Raw genomic sequence first — 21,256 nt, 5'->3', positions numbered from 1 at the left:
GTTCGGACAGTCTGTCAGTACGACGCGGCCCGCGCCTCGTCGGCACCCCCGTTTGCCCCAGGAGCCTTCATGTCCGACCGTCTCGCCCCCGGCGACACCGCCCCCGCGTTCACCCTGCCGGACGCCGACGGCAACCCGGTCTCCCTCGCCGACCACCTCGGCCGCAATGTGATCGTCTACTTCTACCCGGCCGCCCTCACCCCCGGCTGCACCAAGGAGGCGTGCGACTTCACCGACAACCTCGCGGTGTTCGCCGCCGCGGGCTACGACGTGCTCGGCGTCTCCCCGGACCAGCCCGCCAAGCTCGCCAAGTTCCGCGAGCAGGAGTCCCTGGAGGTCACCCTGCTCGCCGACCCCGACCGCACCGTCCTGACCGCCTACGGCGCCTACGGCGAGAAGACGATGTACGGCAAGACCGTCACCGGCGTCATCCGCTCCACCTTCGTGGTCGCCCCCGACGGCAAGATCGCGCACGCGTTCTACAACGTGAAGGCCACCGGCCACGTCGCCAAGCTCCTTCGCGACCTGAAGGTCTGACCCGCCCCCGGTCGGCCAGGGCACCCGGACGACACCCGCGAGCGCCTTACCCCGCCGGACCGCCAGTGGCTACCATGGCTGCGACGCGGCCGTGTCGTAACTGGCAGCCGAGCTGGGTTTAGGTCCCAGTGGGGTGATACCCCGTGTGGGTTCGAGTCCCACCGGCCGCACGTGTGGAGCCCGTCCGGAGTCCGGACGGGCTCTTCGCTCGGCGCCCCGCCCTCAGGCCAGGAGTTCCGCGAGCATCGGGACCAGCGCCCGGAACGCCTTGCCGCGGTGGCTGATCGCGTTCTTCTCCGCCGCGCTCAGTTCCGCGCAGGTCCGCTCCTCCCCGTCGGGCTGCAGGATCGGGTCGTACCCGAACCCCCCGGTGCCCGCGGGCTGGTGGCGCAGCGTGCCGCGCAGCAGTCCCTCGGCGACGCGGCTGGTTCCGTCGGGCAGGGCGAGCGCCGCGGCGCAGGCGAAGTGCGCGGCGCGGTGCGGGTGTTCGATGTCGCCGAGCTGGGCGAGCAGCAGGTCGAGGTTGGCGAGGTCATCGCCGTGCCGGCCGGCCCAGCGGGCGGAGAAGATCCCGGGGGCGCCACCGAGGACGTCGACGCACAGGCCCGAGTCGTCCGCGATCGCCGGCAGCCCGGTGGCCTCGGCGAGCGCGTGCGCCTTGAGCAGCGCGTTCTCCGCGAAGGTGACGCCGGTCTCCTTGACGTCGGGGATCTGCGGGTAGGCGTCGGCCCCCACGAGTTCGCTGTCGACTCCGGCGTCGGCGAGGATCGCGCGGAGTTCGGTGACCTTGTGGGCGTTGCGGGTGGCGAGCACGAGACGGGTGGTCATGGGGCCGATTATCCCTGGGCGCACGCGGCGGTGAGGTGGCCGGCCGCCCCGGCGATGGGTCCGATGTCGGGGTTGTCGCCGTGCAGGGCGCTGGTGCGGGCGTGGCTGACGGAGTCGGACAGGTCGGTGACGGCGTCGTCGAGGGCGGGGTTGTCGTGGCGGTTGCCGATGCGGTCGAGGTCCTTCTGGAGCTTGTCGAGGGAGTCGACGGTGTCCTGGCGGCGGCTGGAGTCGCCGACCTGGCCGATGTTGGTGGCGTTGCCCTCGAGGTCCTGGACGTCGCCGGCGATGGTCGCCGCGGTCTTGGCGCAGTCCCAGGCGCGGTGGACCCCGCCGCAGGCGGTGAGGGACGCGGCGAGCAGGACGGCGGCCAGGGCGGCGGGTACGGCGGTCGCGGGGGCGGCCCGTACGCGCCTCGCGGACCGCGTGGACGTCGCGGGCCCACCGGACCGCGCGGGTAACGGGAGTGGGTTCTCGGGTTCGGTGGCGGTGCGGCGGCGGTTCATTGCGGTGGCCCCTCCCCGGTGTCCGCGCGCGACGGCGTGCCGCGCGCATCTTTACACACGCGGCACGCGCCGTGGAAGGTTGCCCGGGCCGGCCGGGCGGGGTCGGTGTCAGTCGGAGAGCGTGGCCAGGGCGGTCTGCTGGAGCTTGGTGAGGTCGGCGCAGCCGGCGGTGGCGAGGGCGAGGAGGGCGTCGAGTTCGGTGCGGTCGAAGGGGGCGCCCTCGGCGGTGCCCTGGATCTCGACGAAGCGGCCGTCGCCGGTGCACACCACGTTCATGTCGGTCTCGGCCTTGACGTCCTCCTCGTAGGCGAGGTCGAGGACGGGGGCGCCGTCGACGATGCCGACGCTGACGGCGGCGACACTGCCGGTGATCGGCCTCGCCTTGAGGCGGACCAGGTGGTTGGCCTGCATCCAGGCGACGGCGTCGACGAGGGCGACGTAGGCGCCGGTGATGGCGGCGGTGCGGGTGCCGCCGTCGGCCTGGAGGACGTCGCAGTCGAGGACGACGGTGTTCTCGCCAAGTGCCTTGTAGTCGATGACGGCGCGCAGCGAGCGGCCGATGAGCCGGGAGATCTCGTGGGTGCGGCCGCCGATCTTGCCGCGGACGGACTCGCGGTCGCCGCGGGTGTTGGTGGCGCGCGGCAGCATGCTGTACTCGGCGGTGACCCATCCTTCGCCGCTGCCCTTGCGCCAGCGCGGGACGCCCTGGGTGGCGCTGGCGGTGCAGAGGACTCGGGTGTCGCCGAAGGAGACCAGCACGGACCCTTCGGCGTGTTTGCTCCAGCCCCGCTGGATGGTGACGGGGCGGAGCTGGTCGGGGGTGCGGCCGTCGAATCGTGACATGCGGTTGAGCCTATCCGGGTGAGTGGCCGCACTGCCGCCGCCGCCTACATCAGGTCTTCGATCTCCCCGGCGATGGGGTCGGCGTCGGTGCCGATGACGACCTGGATCGCGGTGCCCATCTTGACCACGCCGTGGGCGCCGGCGGCCTTCAGGGCGGCCTCGTCGACGAGGCCGGGGTCGACGACCTCGGTGCGCAGGCGGGTGACGCAGCCTTCGACCTCTTCGATGTTGTCGATTCCGCCGAGTCCGGCGACGATCTTCTCTGTCTTGGTGGCCATCTGCTTCTCCCTGTTTTGCTGGCCCGGTGCTGCTCGCGTGCCCCGTCGGGACCCGGCGGCGGGTCGGTGCGTTTCCGTAATGTCACGTTAACGCACGGTTGGCCCAACGTCACCGGCGGTCAATCCCGTCCGGGGCGATCATGGCGCGCGCGGGCGGCCCTTTCCAGGGCCGGCAGAAGGTCGGCCGGCCACCGGGCCCTGGCCGATCATCCCGATCGGCCTGGTCTTCGCCGCGGTCTCCCACGCGGTCTTCCGGTTCGCGATCGTGCGGTTCGACCTGAAGACGGCGGGGCGCGAACCGGTGGAGGAGATCGAGGATCTGACGAAGCAGCGCCGCGCGGGCCCGTACCGGGTACGGACCCGTCGCGCCGTCAGATCTCGTAGACCGCGCCCGCCTTGGCGAGTTCCACCGGACCGGCGAAGACGGCCTGCGCGTCCCTGAGGTTCACCGACGGGTTGGTCCACGGCGGGATGTGGGTGAGCACCAGCCGGTCCACGCCCGCCGCGGTGGCGATCTCGCCGGCCTCGCGCCCGTTCAGGTGCAGGTCGGGGATGTCCTCCTTGCCGTACGTGAAGGACGCCTCGCACAGGAACAGGTCCGCCCCCTCGGCCAGGCCCAGCAGGGGGTCGCACGGGCCGGTGTCGCCGGAGTACGCCAGCGTGCGGCCCTCGGCCTCGACCCGGAAGCCGTACGCCTCCACGGGGTGGCTGACGGCGGCGGTGGTCACCTCGAACGGGCCGAGCCGGAAGGCGCCCGGCTGCAGGGTGCGGAAGTCGAAGACCTCGCTCATGCACTTCTCGTCCGGCACGTCGCCGTAGGCGATGCTCAGGCGCCGCTCGGTGCCGCTCGGCCCGTAGACCGGGATCGCCGAGACCGGACCGCCCTCGTGCCGGTAGTAGCGGGCCACGAAGTAGCCGCACATGTCGATGCAGTGGTCCGCGTGCAGGTGGCTCAGCAGCACCGCGTCCAGGTCGTACAGGCCGCAGTGGCGCTGGAGTTCGCCCAGCGCGCCGTTGCCCATGTCGACGAGCATCCGGAAGCCGTCGGCTTCGAGCAGATAGCTCGAGCAGGCCGAGTCCGCGGACGGGAACGAGCCCGAGCAGCCGACGACGGTGAGGTTCATCGAGGGGTACACCTCCGGGGGCGCGGCGGATCGCCCCGATCCGGCTCCTAGGTGGCGGACTTCCGCCACGTTCTAGGAAGGGTAAAGCGGGCCGCTGCGCACCGCGCTCTTACGGGCACCGGTTGTGGGCGGAATCACCAGTCCGGGTCATGCCGGCCCGCTCCGGCCGCGCCTCGCGCCCCCTCCCGCCGCGTCCCCTCGGAGATCCGGACGGCAGGCCCTACGCCCACAACTGGCCGTGCAGCGCGGCGACGGCCTCCTCGGTGGAGGCGGCGGTGTAGATGCCGGTGGAGAGGTACTTCCAGCCGCCGTCGGCGACCACGAAGACGATGTCGGCGCGCTCGCCCGCGCGTTCCGCCTTGCGTGCCACGCCGAGCGCCGCGTGCAGTGCCGCGCCGGTGGAGACCCCGGCGAAGATGCCCTCCTCGGACAGCAGTTCGCGGGTGCGGCGCACCGCGTCCTCGGAGCCGACCGAGAAACGGGTGGTCAGCACCGACTCGTCGTACAGCTCCGGCACGAAGCCCTCGTCGAGGTTGCGCAGGCCGTAGACGACGTCGTCGTAGCGCGGCTCGGCGGCGACGATGGTGACGCCGGGGACCTTCTCGCGCAGGTAGCGGCCCACTCCCATCAGCGTGCCGGTGGTGCCCAGGCCGGCCACGAAGTGGGTGAGGGTGGGCAGGTCGGCGAGGATCTCCGGGCCGGTGGTGGCGTAGTGCGCGCCGGGGTTCGCCGGGTTCCCGTACTGGTAGAGCATGACCCAGTCGGGGTGTTCCGCGGCGAGTTCCTTCGCGACGCGCACCGCGGTGTTGGAGCCGCCGGCCGCGGGCGAGGAGATGATCTCCGCGCCCCACATGGCCAGCAGTTCCCGCCGCTCGGACGAGGTGTTCTCCGGCATCACGCAGACGATCCGGTAGCCCTTGAGGCGGGCCGCCATCGCCAGCGAGATCCCGGTGTTGCCGGAGGTCGGCTCCAGGATGGTGCAGCCGGGGGTGAGCACGCCCTCCGCCTCGGCCCGCTCGATCATGTGCAGCGCCGGGCGGTCCTTGATCGAACCGGTCGGGTTGCGGTCCTCCAGCTTCGCCCAGACGCTCACCTGGTCCGACGGCGACAGCCGGGGCAGGCGCACCAGCGGGGTGTTGCCGACCGCGGCAAGCGGGCTGTCGTACCGCATCAGCGCTGTCCGGACCGCACGGCCCCGGTGCCCGCGGCGCCCGAGCCGCCCGCGACGGCGGGCAGGATCGTGACGTTGTCGCCGTCGGTGAGCTTGGTGGCGATGCCGTCCAGGAAGCGGACGTCCTCGTCGTTGAGGTACACGTTCACGAAGCGGCGCAGTTCGCCGCCGTCGACGACGCGGTCGCGCAGACCGCTGTGCCGGGTGTCGAGGTCGGTGAACAGCTCGTCGAGCGTGGTCCCGGCACCCGCCACGGCCTTCTGGCCGTCGGTGTACGTGCGGAGGATGGTCGGGATACGGACCTCGATGGCCATGACTGCGCTCCTGGGGATGCGGACGAAGCTGGGTGGGTGGCGCCGGTCTGAGCCGGGGTCTTGCCGTGCGGGCGGTGCGGTGCCCGGGACGGGCAGGCGTTCAGACGCGCGGACACGCCGCACTGGTGCGGCGGCACAGGTCGACGTGCAGCCGCGCCACGAGCAGCGCGCCGGGCGCCGTACCGCTGCGTGACCCGCTCACATCGAGGAGAACCATGGGGTCATCGTATCGATTCCCCTCCCCGGCCCGGCCCGTCCGTCCCAGCATCCGGAAGGTCATCGCGCGGAAGGCACCACTTCGACCGTTTCCTCGGTGACCTCGCCGTCCACGATGCGGAACGAGCGGAACTGGAAGTCCTCCGCGGTGGAGACCAGGACGTAGTGCGCGCCGGGCTCGTTGGCGTAGGAGATGTCGGTACGGGAGGGGTATGCCTCGGTCGCGGTGTGCGAGTGGTAGATGACCACCGGCTCCTCGTCGCGGTCGTCCATGTCGCGGTAGAGCTTGAGCAGGTCGGTGGAGTCGAACTCGTAGAACGTCGGCGAGCGGGCCGCGTTCAGCATCGGCACGAACCGCTCGGGGCGGCCGGTGCCCTCCGGCCCCGCCACGATCCCGCACGCCTCGTCGGGGTGGTCGGCGCGGGCGTGGGCCACGATCGCGTCGTACAGGTCCTGGGTGATGGTGAGCATGCGGGAAAAGTAACAGGGGCCCTCGGGGCGGCTACAGCGCCGGGGTGCCCGGAAGCCCGTCGGCCGCGCCCGCCGCCGGGTCGGCGCCCGGGCCGCCGCCGATCGCCGGGTCCGCGGGAGGCGGCAGGTGCGGGCGGCGGGCGAAGGCCGCCGGGTCGCGCCGCTTGAGCACCCGGTAGCCGGCCGCGAGCACCGCGGCCCACAGCGGCACCCCGTACAGCGACACCCGGGCGTCGTCGTCGAGGCCGATCAGCACCACGACCAGGGCGAGGAAGGCCAGCCCGCACCAGCTGGAGACCGCTCCCCCGGGCGCGGTGAACCACGCGGGGGCGGCCCGCCCGGCGCGTACGGCCGCGCGGTAGCGGATGTGCGCGCCCAGGATCACCGACCAGGTCCACACCCCGGCGACGGTGGCGAACGCGGTGATGTAGGTGAACGCCCCCTCGGGGTCGACGTAGTTGAGCCACACCCCGATGCCCATCACGGCCACCGACGCGAGGATGCCCACCGCGGGGGTGCGGCGGGCGGTGAGCCGGTCGAAGGTGCGCGGGCCCTGCCCGTTGGCGGCGAGGTCGCGCAGCATGCGGCCGGTGGAGTACATGCCGGAGTTGCAGGAGGACAGCGCGGCGGTGAGCACCACGAAGTTGACCACGCCCGCGCCGAACGGGATGCCGATCTTCGCGAACGCGGCCACGAACGGGCTGACCCCCGGCTGGAACTCCGTCCAGGGCACCACGCACAGGATCACCGCGAGCGCGCCGACGTAGAACAGCACGATCCGCCACGGCAGCGTGTTGATCGCCTTGGGCAGGGTCCGGCGCGGGTCGCGCGCCTCGCCCGCGGTGACGCCGACGAGTTCGACCGCGAGGTAGGCGAACATCACCATCTGCAGGGTCAGCAGCGACCGGCCGACGCCGTGCGGGAAGAAGCCGCCGTCCTGCCACAGGTGGCCCACCGACGCGGTGTCGCCGGCCGCCGACACCCCCAGGGTGAGCACCCCGACGCCGATCAGGATCATGCCGATGATCGCGGTGACCTTGACCGTCGACAGCCAGAACTCGATCTCGCCGAACAGGCCCACCGAGACCAGGTTCGCGGTCGCCAGCAGCAGCAGGAAGACGAGCGCGGCCGTCCACTGCGGCACGCCCGGCCACCAGTAGTCGATGTACGTGGCCGCCGCGGTGACCTCGGCCATGCCGGTGACCACCCACATCAGCCAGTACGTCCAGCCGGTGACGTAGCCGGTGAAGGGACCGAGGAACTCCCGGGCGTAGTCGGCGAAGGAGCCGGAGACCGGCCGGTAGGTGAGCAGTTCGCCGAGCGCGCGCATGATGCAGAACACCACGGCGCCCGCGACGGCGTACATCAGCACCAGGCTGGGGCCGGCCCGGTGGATGGCGGTGCCGGCGCCGAGGAACAGGCCGGTGCCGATGGCGCCGCCGATCGCGATCATCTGGATCTGCCGGCCGCCCAGCCCCCGGGCGTAGCCCTCCTCGCCGTCACCGCGGCCGGGGCCGTCCTCCGGGCCGTCCGCGACGGGCCGTACGCGCGTTTCGTCCACCATGGGCGGATACGTACCACGCGGCGGCGGCCGTACGGCGGCCCGCGCGGCAGCCGGCCCGCACGTCCACCGGAAAGGGGGAGGCGGGCCGGCCGGCGCTCAGTGCATCAGCGACTCGACCAGGCTCTCCTGCAGCCCGCCGAGCCACAGGTACGCCATGACCAGCGGCTTGCGGGTGTCACCGTCCGGCAGGTGGTAGAGCTCGCTGGACTCGTCCTCGGTGACGCCCAGCCGCGTGCCCAGCGTCAGCCGCAGGTCGTTGAGGGTGCCGAGCCACTGCCGGGCCTCGTCCGCGGTCAGCTTGATCACCGGGCCGCCGGTGTCCAGCACCCGCACCATCGCGAGGGCGTCCTCACGCTTGCGGGCCCGCAGGTCGTTCTCGGTGAAGCGGCGGAACTCCGCGGCGTCCTCGGTCTCCTCGTACGCGTCGGGGAAGAGCCGGGCCAGCGCGGGGTCGTCCGGCGGCTTGGAGGGACCCTCGGTGAAGAGCTGGGCGAGCGGGTCGTCGTCGGCGCCGTCCGGCTGGTCCCCCGGCCCGACCAGTTCGAGCAACTGCACGGCGAGGCTGCGCAGGATCGAGATCTCCACCTCGTCCAGCGCGATGGCGGCGCCACCGCCGCGGACCGGCTCGAAGTAACCGGCGCGGGCTCGTCGGCGTGCCATCAGCGGTCCTGCGACAGTGTCGCCCACAGACCGTAGCCGTGCATCGCCTGCACGTCCCGTTCCATCTCCTCGCGAGTGCCGCTGGAGACCACGGCCCGACCCTTGTAGTGGACGTCCTTCATCAGCTTCGTGGCCTTGCCCTTCGAGTACCCGAAGTACGTCTGGAAGACATACGTCACGTAGCTCATGAGGTTGACGGGGTCGTTGTGCACGAGGGTCACCCACGGAACATCCGGCTCGGGGACCTGCGCGGGGGCTTCGCTCGATTCGGTTTGCTCGATCTCGGCAGGGGCGACGCTGCAGGTCGCGCGCGTCCTTGCCCGGGTGGTGGGAGACAGCTGGGCACTCACAGGTTCCATGCTGCCGCTCCGTGGGGCCGTCGCACAAATGGGCGTGTGAGAGGGCACACACCCGGCGACATCTCGTCAGTTTGACGAAATGCGGGGTAGCATCGTCGCCATGAGCACAGCAGACCTGGCACTGCCGGTGGACGTGCCGTCCACCGCGCTGTTCACCGACCGGTACGAGTTCACCATGCTCCAGGCCGCCCTCAAGAGCGGCGCCGCGCACCGCCGGTCGGTCTTCGAGGTGTTCACCCGCCGGCTGCCGGAAGGGCGGCGGTACGGAGTGGTGGCGGGCACCGGCCGCGTCCTGGACGCGGTGGAGAACTTCCGCTTCGACCCGCCGGTGCTGGAGTACCTGGAGCGGGAGTCGGTGGTGGACGCGGCGACCCTGAAGTGGCTGGCCGACTACCGCTTCACCGGCGACATCTGGGGCTATCCCGAGGGCGAGGTGTACTTCCCCGGCTCGCCGATCCTGCGGGTGGAGGGCACCTTCGCCGAGGCGGTGCTGCTGGAGACGGTGGTGCTGTCGATCCTCAACCACGACTCGGCGATCGCCGCGGCCGCCTCCCGGATGGCGGTGGCGGCCGGTGGCCGGCCACTGATGGAGATGGGCGCCCGGCGCACCCACGAGCTGGCCGCGGTGGCCGCCTCGCGCGCCGCCTACATCGGCGGGTTCCGCTCCTCCTCCAACCTCGCCGCGGGCTTCCGCTACGGCCTGCCGACCATCGGCACCAGCGCGCACGCCTTCACCCTGCTGCACGACACCGAGCGGGACGCCTTCACCGCCCAGGTCGAGTCCCTGGGCCGCTCCACGACGCTGCTGGTCGACACGTACGACGTGGCCGAGGCGGTGCGCACCGCCGTCGAGGCGGCCGGGCCCGAGCTGGGCGCGGTGCGGATCGACTCCGGGGACCTGCTGCTGCTCGCCCACCGGGTCCGGCAGCAGCTCGACGACCTGGGCGCGAAGGACACCCGGATCGTGGTCACCTCCGACCTCGACGAGTACGCCATCGCCTCGCTGGCCGCGGCCCCGGTCGACGCGTACGGCGTCGGCACGTCGCTGGTCACCGGCAGCGGGCAGCCGACCTGCTCGATGGTCTACAAGCTCGTCGCGCGCGCGACGGTGCCGGGCGAGCCGGACGCGCCGCTCACGCCCGTCGCGAAGAAGGCGAGGGGTGGGAAGACGAGTGTCGGCGGGCGCAAGTGGGCCGCGCGGCGGCTGGACGCGGATGGGGTCGCGGAGGCGGAGGTCATCGGCATCGGGGGGGTTCCTGCGGAGCTGGAGGAGCGGCAGTTGCTCGTGCCGCTCGTTCGGGGCGGGGCCGTGATCGGGCGCGAGCCGCTCGATGCTGCCCGCGCCCGGCATATCGCTGCCCGCGCGGGTCTGCCGCTCTCCGCGACCCAGCTCTCCCGCGGCGAGCCCGTCCTCCCCACGGAATTCCTCTGAGTTCCCCTGGCCGGGGGCCCTGCCGGTGAGACGGCGCCCCCTCCCCGTGCCCGGGGCGCCCTCACACTCAGACGGTGCCCCCTCCCCACGGCCGGGATGCCCTCGCGGGCAACGGCGCCCGCTCCCGGGGCCGGGGTGCCCCTCCCGCGGGCGGGGGTTGCCCTTGCGGGCGGGGGCAACCACCAGGGGCGCGGGGAACTGCGCGCTCAGCCAGCGCGGCGCAGCCGGGGACCCGCACGCCCAGCCCCCATGGCGATGTCCCCGGACCACCGGCCGGTGGCCGGTTGCCCGCGCAGTTCCCCGCGCCCCTGCAAAGCACCCTCTGCCCGCAAGGGCACCCCGAGGCCGGGGGGAGGGGCACCGTCCACCGCAGGGCACCCCGGCCACGGGGAGGGGCACCGTTGCCCGGGAGGGGGGCCGCGCTTCGCGGGGGGAGGGGGCCGTTCGGGGCGAGGGCACCCCGGGGCGCGGCGGAGAGGGGTATCCCCCTTTCCGTTCGAGCGACGCAGTCCCTACCCTCGGTACCCCGGAACCGCAGAACCCTCGGAGAGCCCATGCACCGCGCACTCATCGTCGTCGACGTGCAGAACGACTTCTGCGAGGGCGGCAGCCTCGCCGTGACCGGCGGAGCCGACGTCGCCGCCGCCGTCACGGACCTGATCGGTGACTCCGCGGGTGCGTACCGTCACGTCGTGGCGACCAGGGACCACCACATCGACCCGGGCACGCACTTCTCGGACCACCCGGACTTCGTGACGTCCTGGCCGGTGCACTGCGTCGCGGGCACGGAGGGCGTCGGGTTCCACCCGAACTTCGCGCCGGCGGTCGCGTCCGGCGCGGTCGACGCGGTGTTCGACAAGGGCGCCTACGCGGCGGCCTACAGCGGCTTCGAGGGCGAGGACGAGAACGGCGACGGGCTGGCCGCGTGGCTGCGCGAGCGGGACGTCACCGAGGTGGACGTCGTGGGAATCGCCACGGACCACTGCGTGCGGGCCACCGCGCTGGACGCGGCCCGCGAGGGCTTCACCACCCGGGTGCTGCTGGACCTGACCGCGGGCGTCGCGCCCGACAGCACGCGGCAGGCGCTCGCGCAGCTGCGGCAGGCGGGCGTGGAGCTGACGGGCGGCCCCGCCGCTACGAGTGGGGCGTGACCCGGTTCAGCACGGAGATCGGGTGCCAGGGGTCGGTGCCCCGGGCGTGGTAGTCGCGCCAGACCAGCCCGTCGGGGTGGTGCAGGACCGCCGAGACCTCGTCGGGTGTGGGCGGCTCCGCGTTGCCGGACAGCCGGGCGCCGCGGAAGCCGAGGTTGCTGAGCCGGGTCAGGGCACGCTGACGGTTCACCGCGTGCACGACCACCCGCACAGTGAGCTCGGCACACGTCGGGTGCGGCAGGCCGAGCGCGACGACGACCGTGCCGCCCGGGAGTTTCGTGAAACCGCCGACCGCCATGTGCACATCTTGTGCGCATCGGCCGCCGCCCACCAGAGGGCGGCGGCCGAACGTCGCGTCTTCGCAGGTCAGAATACCTGTGTGACCTCTGTTACTGATGGTGTCCCTGGTGATGTCACCGGTGGGACGGTCCGACCTGGACGGTCATGGTGCTGCCGTCGAGTGCCTGGCCGACGATGGTCAGCCGGGTGTTGGTGTCGGGAACCTTGACGCTCCCGTACGGATTGCTGCCGTACCAGTACGTTCCGCTGTGGTCGTCGAAGACCGGGCTGCCCAGCTTCGCCGGGATGCGTTTGGCGACCCCGTCGTCGTGCAGGGTGAACCCGGCGGACGGGTACCAGCTGAACGGCGAGTCGTACGCCTGGACCCGGTTGCGGATCACCGAGCCGTCGGCGAACTTCTCCGGCTTGGCGTGCGCGTCGACCGGCAGGATCTGGCCGCTGCCCGGGTGGGCGCCGACGTTGTTGTCCGGCTGGGAGGTGTCCCACAGCCACACCAGCAGGCCGGTCTGGTACGGGTAGTGCTCGACCCAGTCCGGCCGGGTGCTGGTCCAGCCGAAGTTGTAGGGGCCGGTCTTCAGGGTGGTGTCGTAGGAGGTGTACTCCCGGTTCTCCGCGACGTAGTACTCCGGGTAGTCCTTGCTGAAGGACGCGCCGATCCGGGAGAAGCCGTCGGCGGTCCACCCGTTGTCGTCGGTCTCGGCGCCGTCGGTCAGCAGCGCCTTCCCGTCGGCGCTGACGGTGATCGCGTCGGCCGCGAAGCCCTGCTGGGAGACGCCGCCGTCGGTGAGGTAGCGGAAGCGCAGCTGGATCTGCTGCCCCGCGTACGCGTCGAGCGGGAAGGACAGGTCCTCGTAGGCGCCGGAGGTACCGGTCAGGGCGGGCTGGTCGCCGCCGTCCCGCGGGATGGCCTTGCCGTTCGCGGTGCCGTCCAGCGCGGTCCAGTTCGCGCCGCCGTCGGTGGAGACCTCGGTGTACAGGTAGTCGTAGTTCTGCTCGATGTCCCACCAGCCCTTGAGGTCGAGCGAGGCGGTGGTGGCGCCGGTGAGGTCGACCGGGCGGGTCAGGGTGTTGGAGAGGTTGTCGCCCATGCCGCTCCACCACTGCTTGCTGCCCTCGGCGGGCGTGGTGATGGTGGTGGTGACGGACTTGTCCGGCAGCTGGACCACCAGCGCCTGTTTGTTCTTGGTGTTGTACTCGGCGACGCCCAGCTTGGTGGTGGAGCGGGTCGCGGCCTTGGCGGTGCCGTAGTTGAGCCAGCCGAGCTGGAGCTTGTCCCAGGCGCTCATGTCGTCCGGCAGGTCGCCGATCGCGTTCTTCCCGGTGCCCATCCACGAACCCGACGACATCAGCGTCCAGAAGGCGGTGTTGTTCTCGCCGACGTAGGAGGTGTCGTACTCGTCGGGCAGGCCGAGGTCGTGGCCGTACTCGTGGGCGAAGACGCCCAGGCCGCCGTTCTCCGGCTGGAGGGTGTAGTCGCCGACCCAGATCCCGGTGTCGCCGATCTCGGTGCCGCCGGCCCTGTCCCCCGCCGGGCCGGTCTTCCCGGCGTCGGTGCCGTAGGCGTACCAGCGGTGCGCCCACAGCGCGTCGGTGGCCTGCGCGCCGCCGCCGGCCGACTCGTCCTCGCCGGCGTGCACGATCTGGAAGTGGTCGATATAGCCGTCCGGCTCGTTGAAGTTCCCGTCGCCGTCGTAGTCGTAGCGGTCCCACTGGTCGTACGCCGACAGGTCCGCCTTGATCTGCGCGTCGGTACGGCCCTGCGCCTTCTGGTCGGCGACGTAGGCGGTGGTGGCGTCGCGGATCAGGTCCCAGGCGTTGGAGCAGATGGTGGAGCCGCACCAGTTGGAGCCGTAACGGGCCTCGTTGTAGGGGACCTTGACCCAGTCGGCGACCTCGCCGTCGACCGAGTAGCGGCCGGAGGACTGCGTCTCGTAGTACTTCGCCAGCGACTCCTTGTCCTTGGCGTGCGAGAAGTACAGGTCCTGGAAGTGCTGCTGGTTGTAGTCCGCCTGCCAGGCGGTGCTGTTGTCCTGCGAACGGTCCGGCTCGGCAATGGTGTTGTGCGCGGGGCCGGGATCGCCGCCGTACTTGGGGGCGGGCGGCTCGGGGCCGTCCGGGCCGTCGGGGTCGTAGGTGGTGGTGTCGTCCACCTGGTCGCCGAACTCGGCCAGGATCGTGAAGATCTTGTCGGTCTTCTCCCGCCCCAGCTCCACGTACTTGCTCTGCTTGCCGTTGCCGTGGCCGAGTTGGACCACCTGGGAGCCGTTGCGCTGCTGGACAGTGGCGTTGCCGGCAACGACCTGCTGGAGGGCGGCGGAGTGCTCGGCGGCCTGCTGCTTGCTGAACGGGCCCGGCAGGTCGTGCGGTTCGCTCTGCGCGGGGTCGTGGCCGGCGGCCTGGGCCGCGGACGTGCTGCTGTGGCCCGGTGTCGCGGCGGCCGCTCCGGAGACGGTCGCGGGGACACCGAGCACGGCTATCGCGGCGGCCAGGGCGGCGATGTGACTGATCTTTTGCTGTCTCTTCAAGATCCTTGACCTCCCCTTGGGAAAGGCCATTGCACCGGAGTGACGGAGGAAAAGACAGATCTTGACTTGCACATGACCGTGCCATTAGGTTTGCCGGTTTCCGGCACGCCGCATCCGCTGACCGGACGTCAGCCGCGCCAACCGGCTCTCGCCGCATACAAGTCGAGGCATCGGTCACACGTGCGACCCCATGCGCCCCCCGTGCTCCGCACCGCCGGTAAGGTGATGCTTACCCGGGGGCGGGCCTGGGCATTCCGAACCGTAGAGCCACCCCCCGTCAGCGTGCCCCCGCATCGACGTACCCCGAGGACGGTTCCCCTCATGCCACGTCCTACGAACGCGCAAGTCGCCTACGGTTCCCTGACCGTCGTCCTGTTCACCCTCGCGGTGCTCCTGCTGGCGGATGTGCGTTCCGCCGGCGCGGTGGTCGCCGTCGCCGCGCTCGGGCTGGTACTCGGCCTGTTCGTCGCGGCCGTGGTGAGTCCGGGCGTCCGCAAGGCAGCCGCCACGGCCCGTCCCGCACCCACGGTTCCGGCGGCGGTGCCGCGGGCGCGCGTGGGTACCCCGGTGCAGCGTGCCGAGGCGCGGGTGGGCGAGCACTCGCTCCGCTAGGTGCCCCTGGTTACCCAGCGCGCCCGCGAACGCTTCACAAGGCGGCCACGACCACGGTCTTGGCCGCCTTGTCGTGCAGGCACTGCTGGAAGGGCCGGTCCCACGTGCACCACAGCGAGTTGACCAGCCAGAAGAACGGGCCGATCAGGATGGCGCTCAGCACCGCGGGCAGCACGTAGACCGCGGCGCGCAGCCAGCCGGCCGACCCGGGCACCCCGCCGTCGACCAGCCGGGCCGCGCGGATCCGCAGCGCCAGCTTGCCGACGGTCTGGCCGCGGGCGGCGGTCATCGCACCCTCGATCGCGAAGTACAGGATGTAGCCGAGGACCGCGACCAGTGCGCGCTTGCCCAGCGCCTCGTCCGTCCCGTGCCGGATCTCGTCACCGAGCGCGGCCCAGCTCACCAGGACCACCACCGCGACCAGGACGACCGTGTCGATCAGCCGGGCCAGGAACCGCTGTCCGAGGGTGGCGAGCGGTGCCATGTCCGCGGGGAGATCTGCCGTCATGGCGTTGAGTAAACCAGCCGTTCGAGTGACGGCACACCCCCGGGTTGCCCCGGACCCGGCCGCGGGTCCGCCTCTTCCCCGACGTTCCCCCGGCGCTCCCCTGCTTCAAGGCTCCCAGGTCAGCCGGACGTCTGGACGACCACCGTCTTCGCGGCCTTGTCGTGGATGCCCTGCTTGTAGGGCCGGTCGACCAGGACGGTCGCGCCGATCACGAGGAACCAGACGCACGAGCAGCAGAACGCCGGAATCCACAGGATCGCGGCGCGCACGGCGGCGGCGTTGGAATTCGGCACGCTGCCGTCGTCGAGCATCGCGGCCCGCAGCCCCATCCACCGCTTGCCCACCGTCTGCCCGGTGGCGCGGGTCATCAGGAACTCATAGACGAAGCCCACCCCGGCGGTGAAGATCCCGCCGACCGCGGAACGCCCCGAGCTGAAGTCGCTCTCCTGCAGCCCGACCGCCGCCCAGTCCAGCAGAAAGGCGGGGATCAGCACGATGATGATGTCGATGATCCGCGCCAGCACCCGCTTGCCCGGCTCGGCGAGCGGCGGCATCCCGGCCAGCGGGTCGGGCTCGCCGGGGCCACCCGAGTACGGGTTCTGGCCGTAGGGGTTCTGCTCGTACGGATTGCGACCGTACGGACCCTGGTCACCGTCCCCGGGCGGCGGCGCACCGTGCGGGCCGCCGCCGTAAGGGCTGCCGGGCGGCGGCTGGTTCGGCGGGGTCCCGCCGCCTGACGGCTTGTCGTACGGCGAACCGCCGCCGGGCTGATCGCTGCTCATGCCCCGAGTCAAACCCGCCGGTCGCGCTGCCGCCCGCGGGCGGCAGCCGAACGGAGTACGGCGACGGGCGGGCGTACGGCGTCCGGGGTAGGGCCCCGGGCGCGGCTACCCGACGGCCACGAAGGTGCGTGCCGCCTTGTCGTGCCAGCACTGCTTCCACGGCCGGTCGAACAGGCACCACGCCACCCCGGCCACGCCGACGACCAGCAGGTTCAGCACGGTCCGGGTCAGCCAGCGCCGCACGCTCGCACCGAAGCCGGGCGGGACCTGCGCCTCGATGTCCAGCACCTGCAACCCCACCAGCCGCTTCCCGAGGGTGCGTCCCCACCTCGCCGTGGGCAGCACTTCGAGGAGCACTCCGGCAACGAGGAACACCGCCAGCACCGTGCCGAGTTGGACGCCGGTGGTGCCGTCGATCAGCCAGACCCTGACCGTCTCCCCGGTCAGCCGCGCCTGGTCGACCTTGTCCTTGGCGTGGTGGTACGCCGCCGTGCCCAGCGGCACCGCGGCCACCCCGGTCACCGCGGCCAGCACCACGGTGTCCACCAGTCGCGCCAGGAACCGGCGGACCAGCCCGCCGGGCCGGTCGTGCCCCTGGGACGCGCCGAACGGGTCGGCCACCGGCGGCCGCCAGGGCACGACACCCTCGCCACGCGCGAGGTCCTGCACCTGCGCGGCCCACGGCGGGGACGCCTGCGCGGCGGGGTCGGGCGCGGGCGCCGGTGCGGGCACCAACGGCGACTGCTGCACCGGCTGAGGCTGGGGCACGGCCTGGGGCTGCGGCTGGTGCTGCTGGAGGGGGGCCGGGCCCGGACCGGACGCGGGGGCGGGCAGCGACGGGTGCTCCGGGGACCGGGGCAGGGCGGGCTGCCGGGGGTCGCCGGCGGCCGGGCCGGTGCCGGGAGCAGCGGGCGAAGGAGAAGGGGCCGGTGCAGGCGCCGGAGCCGGCGCGGGGGCGCCCCAGGAAATGGGCGGCAGCTGCCGCTCCGGCCGGGCCGGCGCCGGCCAGGAGGGCGCCGGTTCCTGGGCCTGGGGCGCCCGCGGGTCGGGCACCTGCCCCTGCCGCGGGTCGGGCACCTGATCCTGCTGCGGCTCGGGGGCCTGCCCCGCGACCGGCCACTGCACGGCGGCGGGTGCGGCGGGGTCCTCGTCGAGGAACATCGGGCCGGACTCGTCGACCGCGCGGCCGGCCGCCTCCTGGGCCGCCGCGGGAGCCGGGGCGGCGTCCACCGGCGCCGGGCGGCTGGTGCCCGGCACCCAGGCGGAGCCGTTCCAGTAGCGGATGTAGTTCGGGATCGAGGGGTCGGGGTAGTACCCCGGCACCGGTGCGCCGGAGCCACCCGGGGTGGCGGACGGCTGGGAGGACGCCGACGAACCGGAGGAGCCAGAAGTGGGTGCGCTCATGGTTCACAGTTCCGTATCTGCTCGGCCGCGGGGTGGTGTGACGTCCACATCTACCAGAATGGCCGACCCGGCGTGTCCGCCGTGCCACGTACCCCCTGCGTGGGCGTCTCGTTGACACGTCATTACCCCGATGTGCCGCCCTGCGCTCCGGGTTCTGGAAATCTGAACCGAATCGGGGAAACCCGCGTAATGGTTGGCGAGGCACGCGCTCTCTTCCCGGTGCAGGCCCCGCTGCGACACCCGCCCCCGGGGCCACCGCGCCAAGGAAAGGACGTCGGACTCATGCAGAACGTGGTGGAACGCGAACTCGAGATGCAGCTCGTACTCTCACCGGAACGAAGCATTCCGGTACCGGCCCGGCTCGCCTATCGCACGGACGACCCGTACGCGGTGCACGTCACCTTCCATGTCGGCTCCGACGCGCCCGTCAACTGGACGTTCGCGCGCGAGCTGATCGTGGAGGGCGTGTTCCGGCCGTGCGGGCACGGCGACGTCCGGATCTGGCCGACGAAGGTCCTCGGGCGCAGCGTGCTGTGCCTCGCGCTCAGCTCCCCGGACGGCGACGCGCTGCTGGAGGCGCCGTCCTCCCCGGTGGCCGCGTGGCTGGAGCGCACCCTGCGCGTGGTGCCGCCGGGCAGCGAGCACGAACAGCTCGGCATGGACGACGGGTTGAGCCGGCTGCTCGCCCCGGCGGCCGGGGACGACCTGTGGCTGGCCGATCCGTGGGCCGACTCCGACGACACCCCGGACGCGAGTGCGTAGCCGCGCCGGGCGCGCTCAGAGCACCTTGCCGGGGTTGAGCAGCCCCTTCGGGTCGAAGACCGCCTTCACGCCGCGCTGCAACTCCAGCCCGACCGGGCCGAGTTCACGGGCCAGCCAGTCCTTCTTCAGCAGACCCACGCCGTGCTCGCCGGTGATGGTGCCGCCCAGCGACAGGCCCAGCTCCATGATCGCGTCGAAGGACTCGCGCGCCCGGCGGGTCTCGTCCGGGTCGTGCGCGTCGAAGCAGACGATGGGGTGCGTGTTGCCGTCACCGGCGTGCGCGCACACCCCTATGGTCAGCTCGTACTTCGCGGCGATCGCGGCCACCCCGTCGAGCAGGTCGGCGAGCCTGCTGCGCGGCACGCACACGTCGTCGATCAGCGAGGCGGTGGAGATCCGCTCCAGCGCGGGCAGCGCCAGCCGCCGGGCCTGGAGCAGCATCTCCGACTCGGCGGCGTCCTCGGCCGGCACCACGTCGGTGGCCCCCGCCGCCGTGCACAGCTCGCCGAGCGCGGCGAGATCGGCGGCCGGGTCGGCGGAGTCGTAACCGGCCAGCAGCAGCGCCTCGGTGCTCTCGGGCAGGCCCATCCGCGCCATGTCGTTGACGGCACGCACCGTGGCGCCGTCCATCAACTCCAGCAGCGAGGGGGCGTGGCCGCTCGCCATGATCGCCGACACCGCGGCGCCGGCCGCCGCGGCCGACGGGAACTCCGCGACCAGCACGAGCTGTTCGCGTGGGGCGGGCCTCAGCGCGAGCACCGCCCTGACCACCACACCGAGCGTGCCCTCGGAGCCCACGAACAGCCGGGTCAGGTCGTACCCGGCGACGCCCTTCGCGGTGCGCCGGCCGGTGCTCAGCAGCCGCCCGTCGGCGAGCACCACGTCGAGGCCGAGGACGTACTCCGCGGTCACGCCGTACTTCACGCAGCACAGGCCGCCCGCACCGGTGGCGATGTTGCCGCCGATCGTGCACTGTTCCCAGCTCGACGGGTCCGGCGGATAGGCCAGGCCCTGCTCGGCCACCGCCCGGGACAGCACCGCGTTGACCACGCCCGCCTCCACCACGGCGACGCGGTCCACCGGGTCGATCTCCAGGATGCGGTCCATCGCCGCGAGCGAGAGGACGATGCAGCCGTCCACCGCGTTGGCTCCGCCGGACAGCCCCGTGCGGGCGCCCTGCGGCACGACCGGCACGTCGAACCGCGTGGCCGTCCGCATCACGTGCTGGACCTGTTCCACGGAGGTGGGCCGCACGACGAGGTCCGCGGTGCCCGCGTCCGAGAAGCCGGCCATGTCCCTTGCGTAGGTGGCCACTACGTCGGGATCGGTCACTATCGCATCCGGGGGCAGCCCCGCCGCCAGCTCGGCCCTCACATCGTCGCGCATACTCTTAGCCTCGCATACCGTCCTCCCGCCCTGCCCGGCCGCGGCAGTGCCCGGACCTTGCGGTCCGACAGTGGTTGCCCGCGCAGTTCCCCGCGCCCCTGGTTTGTGCGGCTGCCTCCGCGAAAACAGGGCAACCAGCAAGGGGCGCGTGGGGGCACTCCCCCTGGCTTCGCCGGGGGCACCCCCACCCAGCCGCCAGGCTGGGGGAGGAACTGCGCTCCCCCAGAGCTCCGCCTGGGAGGTACCCCCAAGCCACCGCGGACCGCAAGGTCCCGTAACACCGGGGACGGGGCAGCCCGGGGGACCCCGGACCCCTACAAGTTCCCCCGTCGCTCCTGCTCGCGCTCGATCGCCTCGAACAGCGCCTTGAAGTTCCCCTTCCCGAAGCCCATGGACCCGTGCCGCTCGATCATCTCGAAGAACACCGTCGGACGGTCCTGCACCGGCTTGGTGAAGATCTGCAGCAGGTACCCGTCCTCGTCGCGATCGGCGAGCAGCTTCAACTCGCGCAGCTCGTCCAGCGGGACGCGGGTCTCGCCGACCCACTCCCCGAGGGTGTCGTAGTACGAGTCGGGGGTGTCGAGGAACTCCACCCCGGCGGCGCGCATCGCGCGGACGGACGCGACGATGTCGTTGGTGGCCAGCGCGATGTGCTGGACCCCGGGCCCCCCGTAGAACTCCAGGTACTCGTCGATCTGGGACTTCTTCTTGCCCGCGGCCGGCTCGTTGAGCGGGAACTTGACCTTGCGGGAGCCGTCGGCGACGACCTTGGACATGAGGGCGGAGTACTCGGTGGCGATGTCGTCGCCGACGAACTCCTTCATGTTGGTGAAGCCCATGACGTTGTTGTAGAACGCCACCCACTCGTTCATCCGCCCGAGTTCGACGTTGCCGACGCAGTGGTCGACGGCCTGGAAGAAGCGGGCGGCGGGCGGCTCGACGAGGGGCGCGGCGGCCTCGTAGCCGGGCAGATAGGGACCGTCGTAGCCGGTGCGGTCGACCAGGGTGTGCCGGGTCTGGCCGTACGCGGCGATGGTGGCCAGGACGACCGTGCCGTGGTCGTCCTTCAGCTCGTACGGCTCGGCGAGGCCGGTGGCGCCGTGCGCGAGGGCGTACGCGTAGGCGGCGCGGGCGTCGGGCACCTCGATGGCGAGGTCGACCACACCGTCGCCGTGCGCGGCCACGTGGTCGGCGAGGAAGCGGCCGTGGTCGGTGGACGGCTTCACCACTGAAGTGAGGACGAAGCGGGCACCGCCCGACTCCAGGACGTACGACGCGGTCTCGCGGCTGCCGTTCTCGGGGCCGGCGTAGGCGACCCGGCGCATACCGAACGCGGTGGAGTAGTAGTGCGCGGCCTGCTTCGCGTTGCCCACCGCGAAGACGACGGCGTCCATGCCCTTGACGGGGAAAGCATCCTTGGTCCCGGTGTCTGCAGTCATGGGAAAAGCGTCTCCCCGCCCTTCAGGGTGCGCAATAGTTCCGGTTTTCGCTGGACACAGTGCCCAGTGATGGCCAGGCTCGTA

Annotated in this window: 23 protein-coding genes, 1 tRNA gene and 1 pseudogene; 7 read left to right on the top strand and 18 right to left on the bottom strand. The window is 72.1% G+C overall.

From position 1 onward, the window contains the following. Positions 1–69: 69 nt before the first annotated feature. Both bcp and C4U44_RS24445 read left to right on the top strand, forming a co-directional pair. The gene (gene bcp, locus C4U44_RS24450) at positions 70–537 is read left to right on the top strand and encodes a thioredoxin-dependent thiol peroxidase (RefSeq protein ID WP_103888146.1); all 468 of its coding nucleotides are present in this window, start codon (positions 70–72) and stop codon (positions 535–537) included. A gap of 85 nt (positions 538–622) precedes the next feature. Beyond that, positions 623–707 (top strand) — tRNA-Leu (locus tag C4U44_RS24445). Positions 708–759: 52 nt separating this feature from the next. On the opposite strand, the gene rdgB is transcribed toward C4U44_RS24445, so the two are convergent. From rdgB to C4U44_RS24425, 4 genes are all read right to left on the bottom strand, one after another. After that, positions 760–1,365: an RdgB/HAM1 family non-canonical purine NTP pyrophosphatase gene (gene rdgB, locus C4U44_RS24440; protein ID WP_103888145.1), complete on the bottom strand. Its 606-nt coding sequence runs from the start codon at positions 1,363–1,365 to the stop codon at positions 760–762. Between the two features lie 8 nt (positions 1,366–1,373). Continuing rightward, positions 1,374–1,871, bottom strand: a complete 498-nt coding sequence (locus C4U44_RS24435; RefSeq protein ID WP_103888144.1) for a hypothetical protein — start codon at positions 1,869–1,871, stop codon at positions 1,374–1,376. A gap of 108 nt (positions 1,872–1,979) precedes the next feature. Further along, on the bottom strand, positions 1,980–2,714 hold the full coding sequence (rph, locus tag C4U44_RS24430; RefSeq protein ID WP_103888143.1) for a ribonuclease PH: 735 nt from the start codon (positions 2,712–2,714) through the stop codon (positions 1,980–1,982). A 44-nt stretch (positions 2,715–2,758) separates the two neighbouring features. After that, positions 2,759–3,073: a PTS glucose/sucrose transporter subunit IIB gene (locus C4U44_RS24425; RefSeq protein ID WP_322973660.1), complete on the bottom strand. Its 315-nt coding sequence runs from the start codon at positions 3,071–3,073 to the stop codon at positions 2,759–2,761. A gap of 106 nt (positions 3,074–3,179) precedes the next feature. Here C4U44_RS24425 and C4U44_RS42670 point away from each other — a divergent pair. Beyond that, positions 3,180–3,320, top strand: a pseudogene (locus C4U44_RS42670) (PTS transporter subunit EIIC); the annotation flags it as partial. Positions 3,321–3,363: 43 nt separating this feature from the next. Here the strand turns inward: C4U44_RS42670 and C4U44_RS24415 are convergent. The 7 genes from C4U44_RS24415 to clpS form a co-directional block, all read right to left on the bottom strand. Continuing rightward, positions 3,364–4,116 (bottom strand): MBL fold metallo-hydrolase, encoded by a 753-nt coding sequence (locus tag C4U44_RS24415; protein ID WP_103888141.1) that lies wholly within the window; start codon positions 4,114–4,116, stop codon positions 3,364–3,366. Positions 4,117–4,336: 220 nt separating this feature from the next. Next, positions 4,337–5,287: a PLP-dependent cysteine synthase family protein gene (locus C4U44_RS24410; protein ID WP_103888140.1), complete on the bottom strand. Its 951-nt coding sequence runs from the start codon at positions 5,285–5,287 to the stop codon at positions 4,337–4,339. Continuing rightward, positions 5,287–5,601, bottom strand: coding sequence for a MoaD/ThiS family protein (locus C4U44_RS24405; RefSeq protein WP_103888139.1), 315 nt, complete (start codon positions 5,599–5,601; stop codon positions 5,287–5,289). Before C4U44_RS24405 ends, C4U44_RS24410 begins: the two co-directional genes overlap by 1 nt. Before the next feature lie 276 nt (positions 5,602–5,877). Beyond that, entirely contained in the window at positions 5,878–6,288 is a 411-nt protein-coding gene (locus C4U44_RS24395; protein ID WP_103888137.1) for a Mov34/MPN/PAD-1 family protein, read from the bottom strand. Between the two features lie 31 nt (positions 6,289–6,319). Then, positions 6,320–7,852 (bottom strand): amino acid permease, encoded by a 1,533-nt coding sequence (locus C4U44_RS24390; RefSeq protein WP_103888136.1) that lies wholly within the window; start codon positions 7,850–7,852, stop codon positions 6,320–6,322. A 96-nt stretch (positions 7,853–7,948) separates the two neighbouring features. Then, positions 7,949–8,512, bottom strand: a complete 564-nt coding sequence (locus C4U44_RS24385; RefSeq protein WP_103888135.1) for a DUF2017 domain-containing protein — start codon at positions 8,510–8,512, stop codon at positions 7,949–7,951. Next, positions 8,512–8,871, bottom strand: coding sequence for an ATP-dependent Clp protease adapter ClpS (gene clpS / locus C4U44_RS24380; RefSeq protein WP_103888134.1), 360 nt, complete (start codon positions 8,869–8,871; stop codon positions 8,512–8,514). The genes C4U44_RS24385 and clpS overlap by 1 nt, the downstream gene beginning before the upstream one ends. Before the next feature lie 100 nt (positions 8,872–8,971). Here clpS and C4U44_RS24375 point away from each other — a divergent pair, with 100 nt between their 5' ends. Together C4U44_RS24375 and C4U44_RS24370 are read left to right on the top strand one after the other, a co-directional pair. After that, positions 8,972–10,303 carry a nicotinate phosphoribosyltransferase gene (locus C4U44_RS24375; protein ID WP_103888133.1) on the top strand — a complete coding sequence of 444 codons (1,332 nt, stop codon included), beginning with the start codon at positions 8,972–8,974 and terminating at the stop codon, positions 10,301–10,303. Between the two features lie 554 nt (positions 10,304–10,857). Further along, positions 10,858–11,454 (top strand): isochorismatase family protein, encoded by a 597-nt coding sequence (locus C4U44_RS24370; RefSeq protein ID WP_103888132.1) that lies wholly within the window; start codon positions 10,858–10,860, stop codon positions 11,452–11,454. Here the strand turns inward: C4U44_RS24370 and C4U44_RS24365 are convergent. Further along, complete coding sequence (locus tag C4U44_RS24365; RefSeq protein WP_103888131.1) at positions 11,438–11,752, bottom strand: hypothetical protein; 315 nt, start codon at positions 11,750–11,752, stop codon at positions 11,438–11,440. The genes C4U44_RS24370 and C4U44_RS24365 overlap by 17 nt on opposite strands. Positions 11,753–11,867: 115 nt before the next feature. After that, positions 11,868–14,279, bottom strand: a complete 2,412-nt coding sequence (locus C4U44_RS24360) for an immune inhibitor A domain-containing protein (RefSeq protein WP_456052931.1) — start codon at positions 14,277–14,279, stop codon at positions 11,868–11,870. 321 nt (positions 14,280–14,600) lie between these two features. Between C4U44_RS24360 and C4U44_RS24355 the strand changes: the two genes are divergently transcribed. After that, the gene (locus C4U44_RS24355) at positions 14,601–14,891 is read left to right on the top strand and encodes a hypothetical protein (RefSeq protein ID WP_103888129.1); all 291 of its coding nucleotides are present in this window, start codon (positions 14,601–14,603) and stop codon (positions 14,889–14,891) included. 34 nt (positions 14,892–14,925) lie between these two features. Here C4U44_RS24355 and C4U44_RS24350 read toward each other — a convergent pair whose 3' ends face one another. The 3 genes from C4U44_RS24350 to C4U44_RS24340 form a co-directional block, all read right to left on the bottom strand. Next, the gene (locus tag C4U44_RS24350) at positions 14,926–15,399 is read right to left on the bottom strand and encodes an RDD family protein (protein WP_235032316.1); all 474 of its coding nucleotides are present in this window, start codon (positions 15,397–15,399) and stop codon (positions 14,926–14,928) included. Positions 15,400–15,518: 119 nt separating this feature from the next. Beyond that, positions 15,519–16,181 carry an RDD family protein gene (locus C4U44_RS24345; protein WP_103888127.1) on the bottom strand — a complete coding sequence of 221 codons (663 nt, stop codon included), beginning with the start codon at positions 16,179–16,181 and terminating at the stop codon, positions 15,519–15,521. Positions 16,182–16,286: 105 nt separating this feature from the next. Next, positions 16,287–17,585, bottom strand: coding sequence for an RDD family protein (locus C4U44_RS24340; RefSeq protein ID WP_103888126.1), 1,299 nt, complete (start codon positions 17,583–17,585; stop codon positions 16,287–16,289). Between the two features lie 282 nt (positions 17,586–17,867). Here C4U44_RS24340 and C4U44_RS24335 point away from each other — a divergent pair, with 282 nt between their 5' ends. Then, positions 17,868–18,347 carry an SsgA family sporulation/cell division regulator gene (locus tag C4U44_RS24335; protein ID WP_103888125.1) on the top strand — a complete coding sequence of 160 codons (480 nt, stop codon included), beginning with the start codon at positions 17,868–17,870 and terminating at the stop codon, positions 18,345–18,347. Between the two features lie 15 nt (positions 18,348–18,362). Here C4U44_RS24335 and C4U44_RS24330 read toward each other — a convergent pair whose 3' ends face one another. Together C4U44_RS24330 and hppD are read right to left on the bottom strand one after the other, a co-directional pair. Further along, complete coding sequence (locus C4U44_RS24330; protein WP_103888124.1) at positions 18,363–19,733, bottom strand: FAD-binding oxidoreductase; 1,371 nt, start codon at positions 19,731–19,733, stop codon at positions 18,363–18,365. A 314-nt stretch (positions 19,734–20,047) separates the two neighbouring features. Continuing rightward, positions 20,048–21,172 (bottom strand): 4-hydroxyphenylpyruvate dioxygenase, encoded by a 1,125-nt coding sequence (hppD, locus tag C4U44_RS24325; RefSeq protein ID WP_103888123.1) that lies wholly within the window; start codon positions 21,170–21,172, stop codon positions 20,048–20,050. Between the last annotated feature and the right edge of the window lie 84 nt (positions 21,173–21,256).

The organism is Actinacidiphila yanglinensis (assembly GCF_900107965.1).
GTDB classification, from domain to species: Bacteria; Actinomycetota; Actinomycetes; order Streptomycetales; family Streptomycetaceae; genus Actinacidiphila; species Actinacidiphila yanglinensis.
Note: the sequence above shows the minus strand (reverse complement) of the source record. Positions and strands in the feature narration are given on the sequence as shown.

What these genes read in the sequence shown, in the direction of transcription:
- rph (WP_103888143.1), bottom strand. Translation starts at nt 2,714, where the DNA reads ATGTCACGATTCGACGGCCGCACCCCCGACCAGCTCCGCCCCGTCACC.
- C4U44_RS24410 (WP_103888140.1), bottom strand. Translation starts at nt 5,287, where the DNA reads ATGCGGTACGACAGCCCGCTTGCCGCGGTCGGCAACACCCCGCTGGTG.
- C4U44_RS24405 (WP_103888139.1), bottom strand. Translation starts at nt 5,601, where the DNA reads ATGGCCATCGAGGTCCGTATCCCGACCATCCTCCGCACGTACACCGAC.
- C4U44_RS24365 (WP_103888131.1), bottom strand. Translation starts at nt 11,752, where the DNA reads ATGGCGGTCGGCGGTTTCACGAAACTCCCGGGCGGCACGGTCGTCGTC.
- rdgB (WP_103888145.1), bottom strand. Translation starts at nt 1,365, where the DNA reads ATGACCACCCGTCTCGTGCTCGCCACCCGCAACGCCCACAAGGTCACC.
- C4U44_RS24375 (WP_103888133.1), top strand. Translation starts at nt 8,972, where the DNA reads ATGAGCACAGCAGACCTGGCACTGCCGGTGGACGTGCCGTCCACCGCG.
- C4U44_RS24350 (WP_235032316.1), bottom strand. Translation starts at nt 15,399, where the DNA reads ATGACGGCAGATCTCCCCGCGGACATGGCACCGCTCGCCACCCTCGGA.
- C4U44_RS24415 (WP_103888141.1), bottom strand. Translation starts at nt 4,116, where the DNA reads ATGAACCTCACCGTCGTCGGCTGCTCGGGCTCGTTCCCGTCCGCGGAC.
- C4U44_RS24345 (WP_103888127.1), bottom strand. Translation starts at nt 16,181, where the DNA reads ATGAGCAGCGATCAGCCCGGCGGCGGTTCGCCGTACGACAAGCCGTCA.
- C4U44_RS24370 (WP_103888132.1), top strand. Translation starts at nt 10,858, where the DNA reads ATGCACCGCGCACTCATCGTCGTCGACGTGCAGAACGACTTCTGCGAG.
- C4U44_RS24385 (WP_103888135.1), bottom strand. Translation starts at nt 8,512, where the DNA reads ATGGCACGCCGACGAGCCCGCGCCGGTTACTTCGAGCCGGTCCGCGGC.
- C4U44_RS24435 (WP_103888144.1), bottom strand. Translation starts at nt 1,871, where the DNA reads ATGAACCGCCGCCGCACCGCCACCGAACCCGAGAACCCACTCCCGTTA.
- C4U44_RS24355 (WP_103888129.1), top strand. Translation starts at nt 14,601, where the DNA reads ATGCCACGTCCTACGAACGCGCAAGTCGCCTACGGTTCCCTGACCGTC.
- hppD (WP_103888123.1), bottom strand. Translation starts at nt 21,172, where the DNA reads ATGACTGCAGACACCGGGACCAAGGATGCTTTCCCCGTCAAGGGCATG.
- C4U44_RS24395 (WP_103888137.1), bottom strand. Translation starts at nt 6,288, where the DNA reads ATGCTCACCATCACCCAGGACCTGTACGACGCGATCGTGGCCCACGCC.
- C4U44_RS24330 (WP_103888124.1), bottom strand. Translation starts at nt 19,733, where the DNA reads ATGCGCGACGATGTGAGGGCCGAGCTGGCGGCGGGGCTGCCCCCGGAT.
- C4U44_RS24390 (WP_103888136.1), bottom strand. Translation starts at nt 7,852, where the DNA reads ATGGTGGACGAAACGCGCGTACGGCCCGTCGCGGACGGCCCGGAGGAC.
- clpS (WP_103888134.1), bottom strand. Translation starts at nt 8,871, where the DNA reads ATGGAACCTGTGAGTGCCCAGCTGTCTCCCACCACCCGGGCAAGGACG.
- C4U44_RS24340 (WP_103888126.1), bottom strand. Translation starts at nt 17,585, where the DNA reads ATGAGCGCACCCACTTCTGGCTCCTCCGGTTCGTCGGCGTCCTCCCAG.
- C4U44_RS24335 (WP_103888125.1), top strand. Translation starts at nt 17,868, where the DNA reads ATGCAGAACGTGGTGGAACGCGAACTCGAGATGCAGCTCGTACTCTCA.
- bcp (WP_103888146.1), top strand. Translation starts at nt 70, where the DNA reads ATGTCCGACCGTCTCGCCCCCGGCGACACCGCCCCCGCGTTCACCCTG.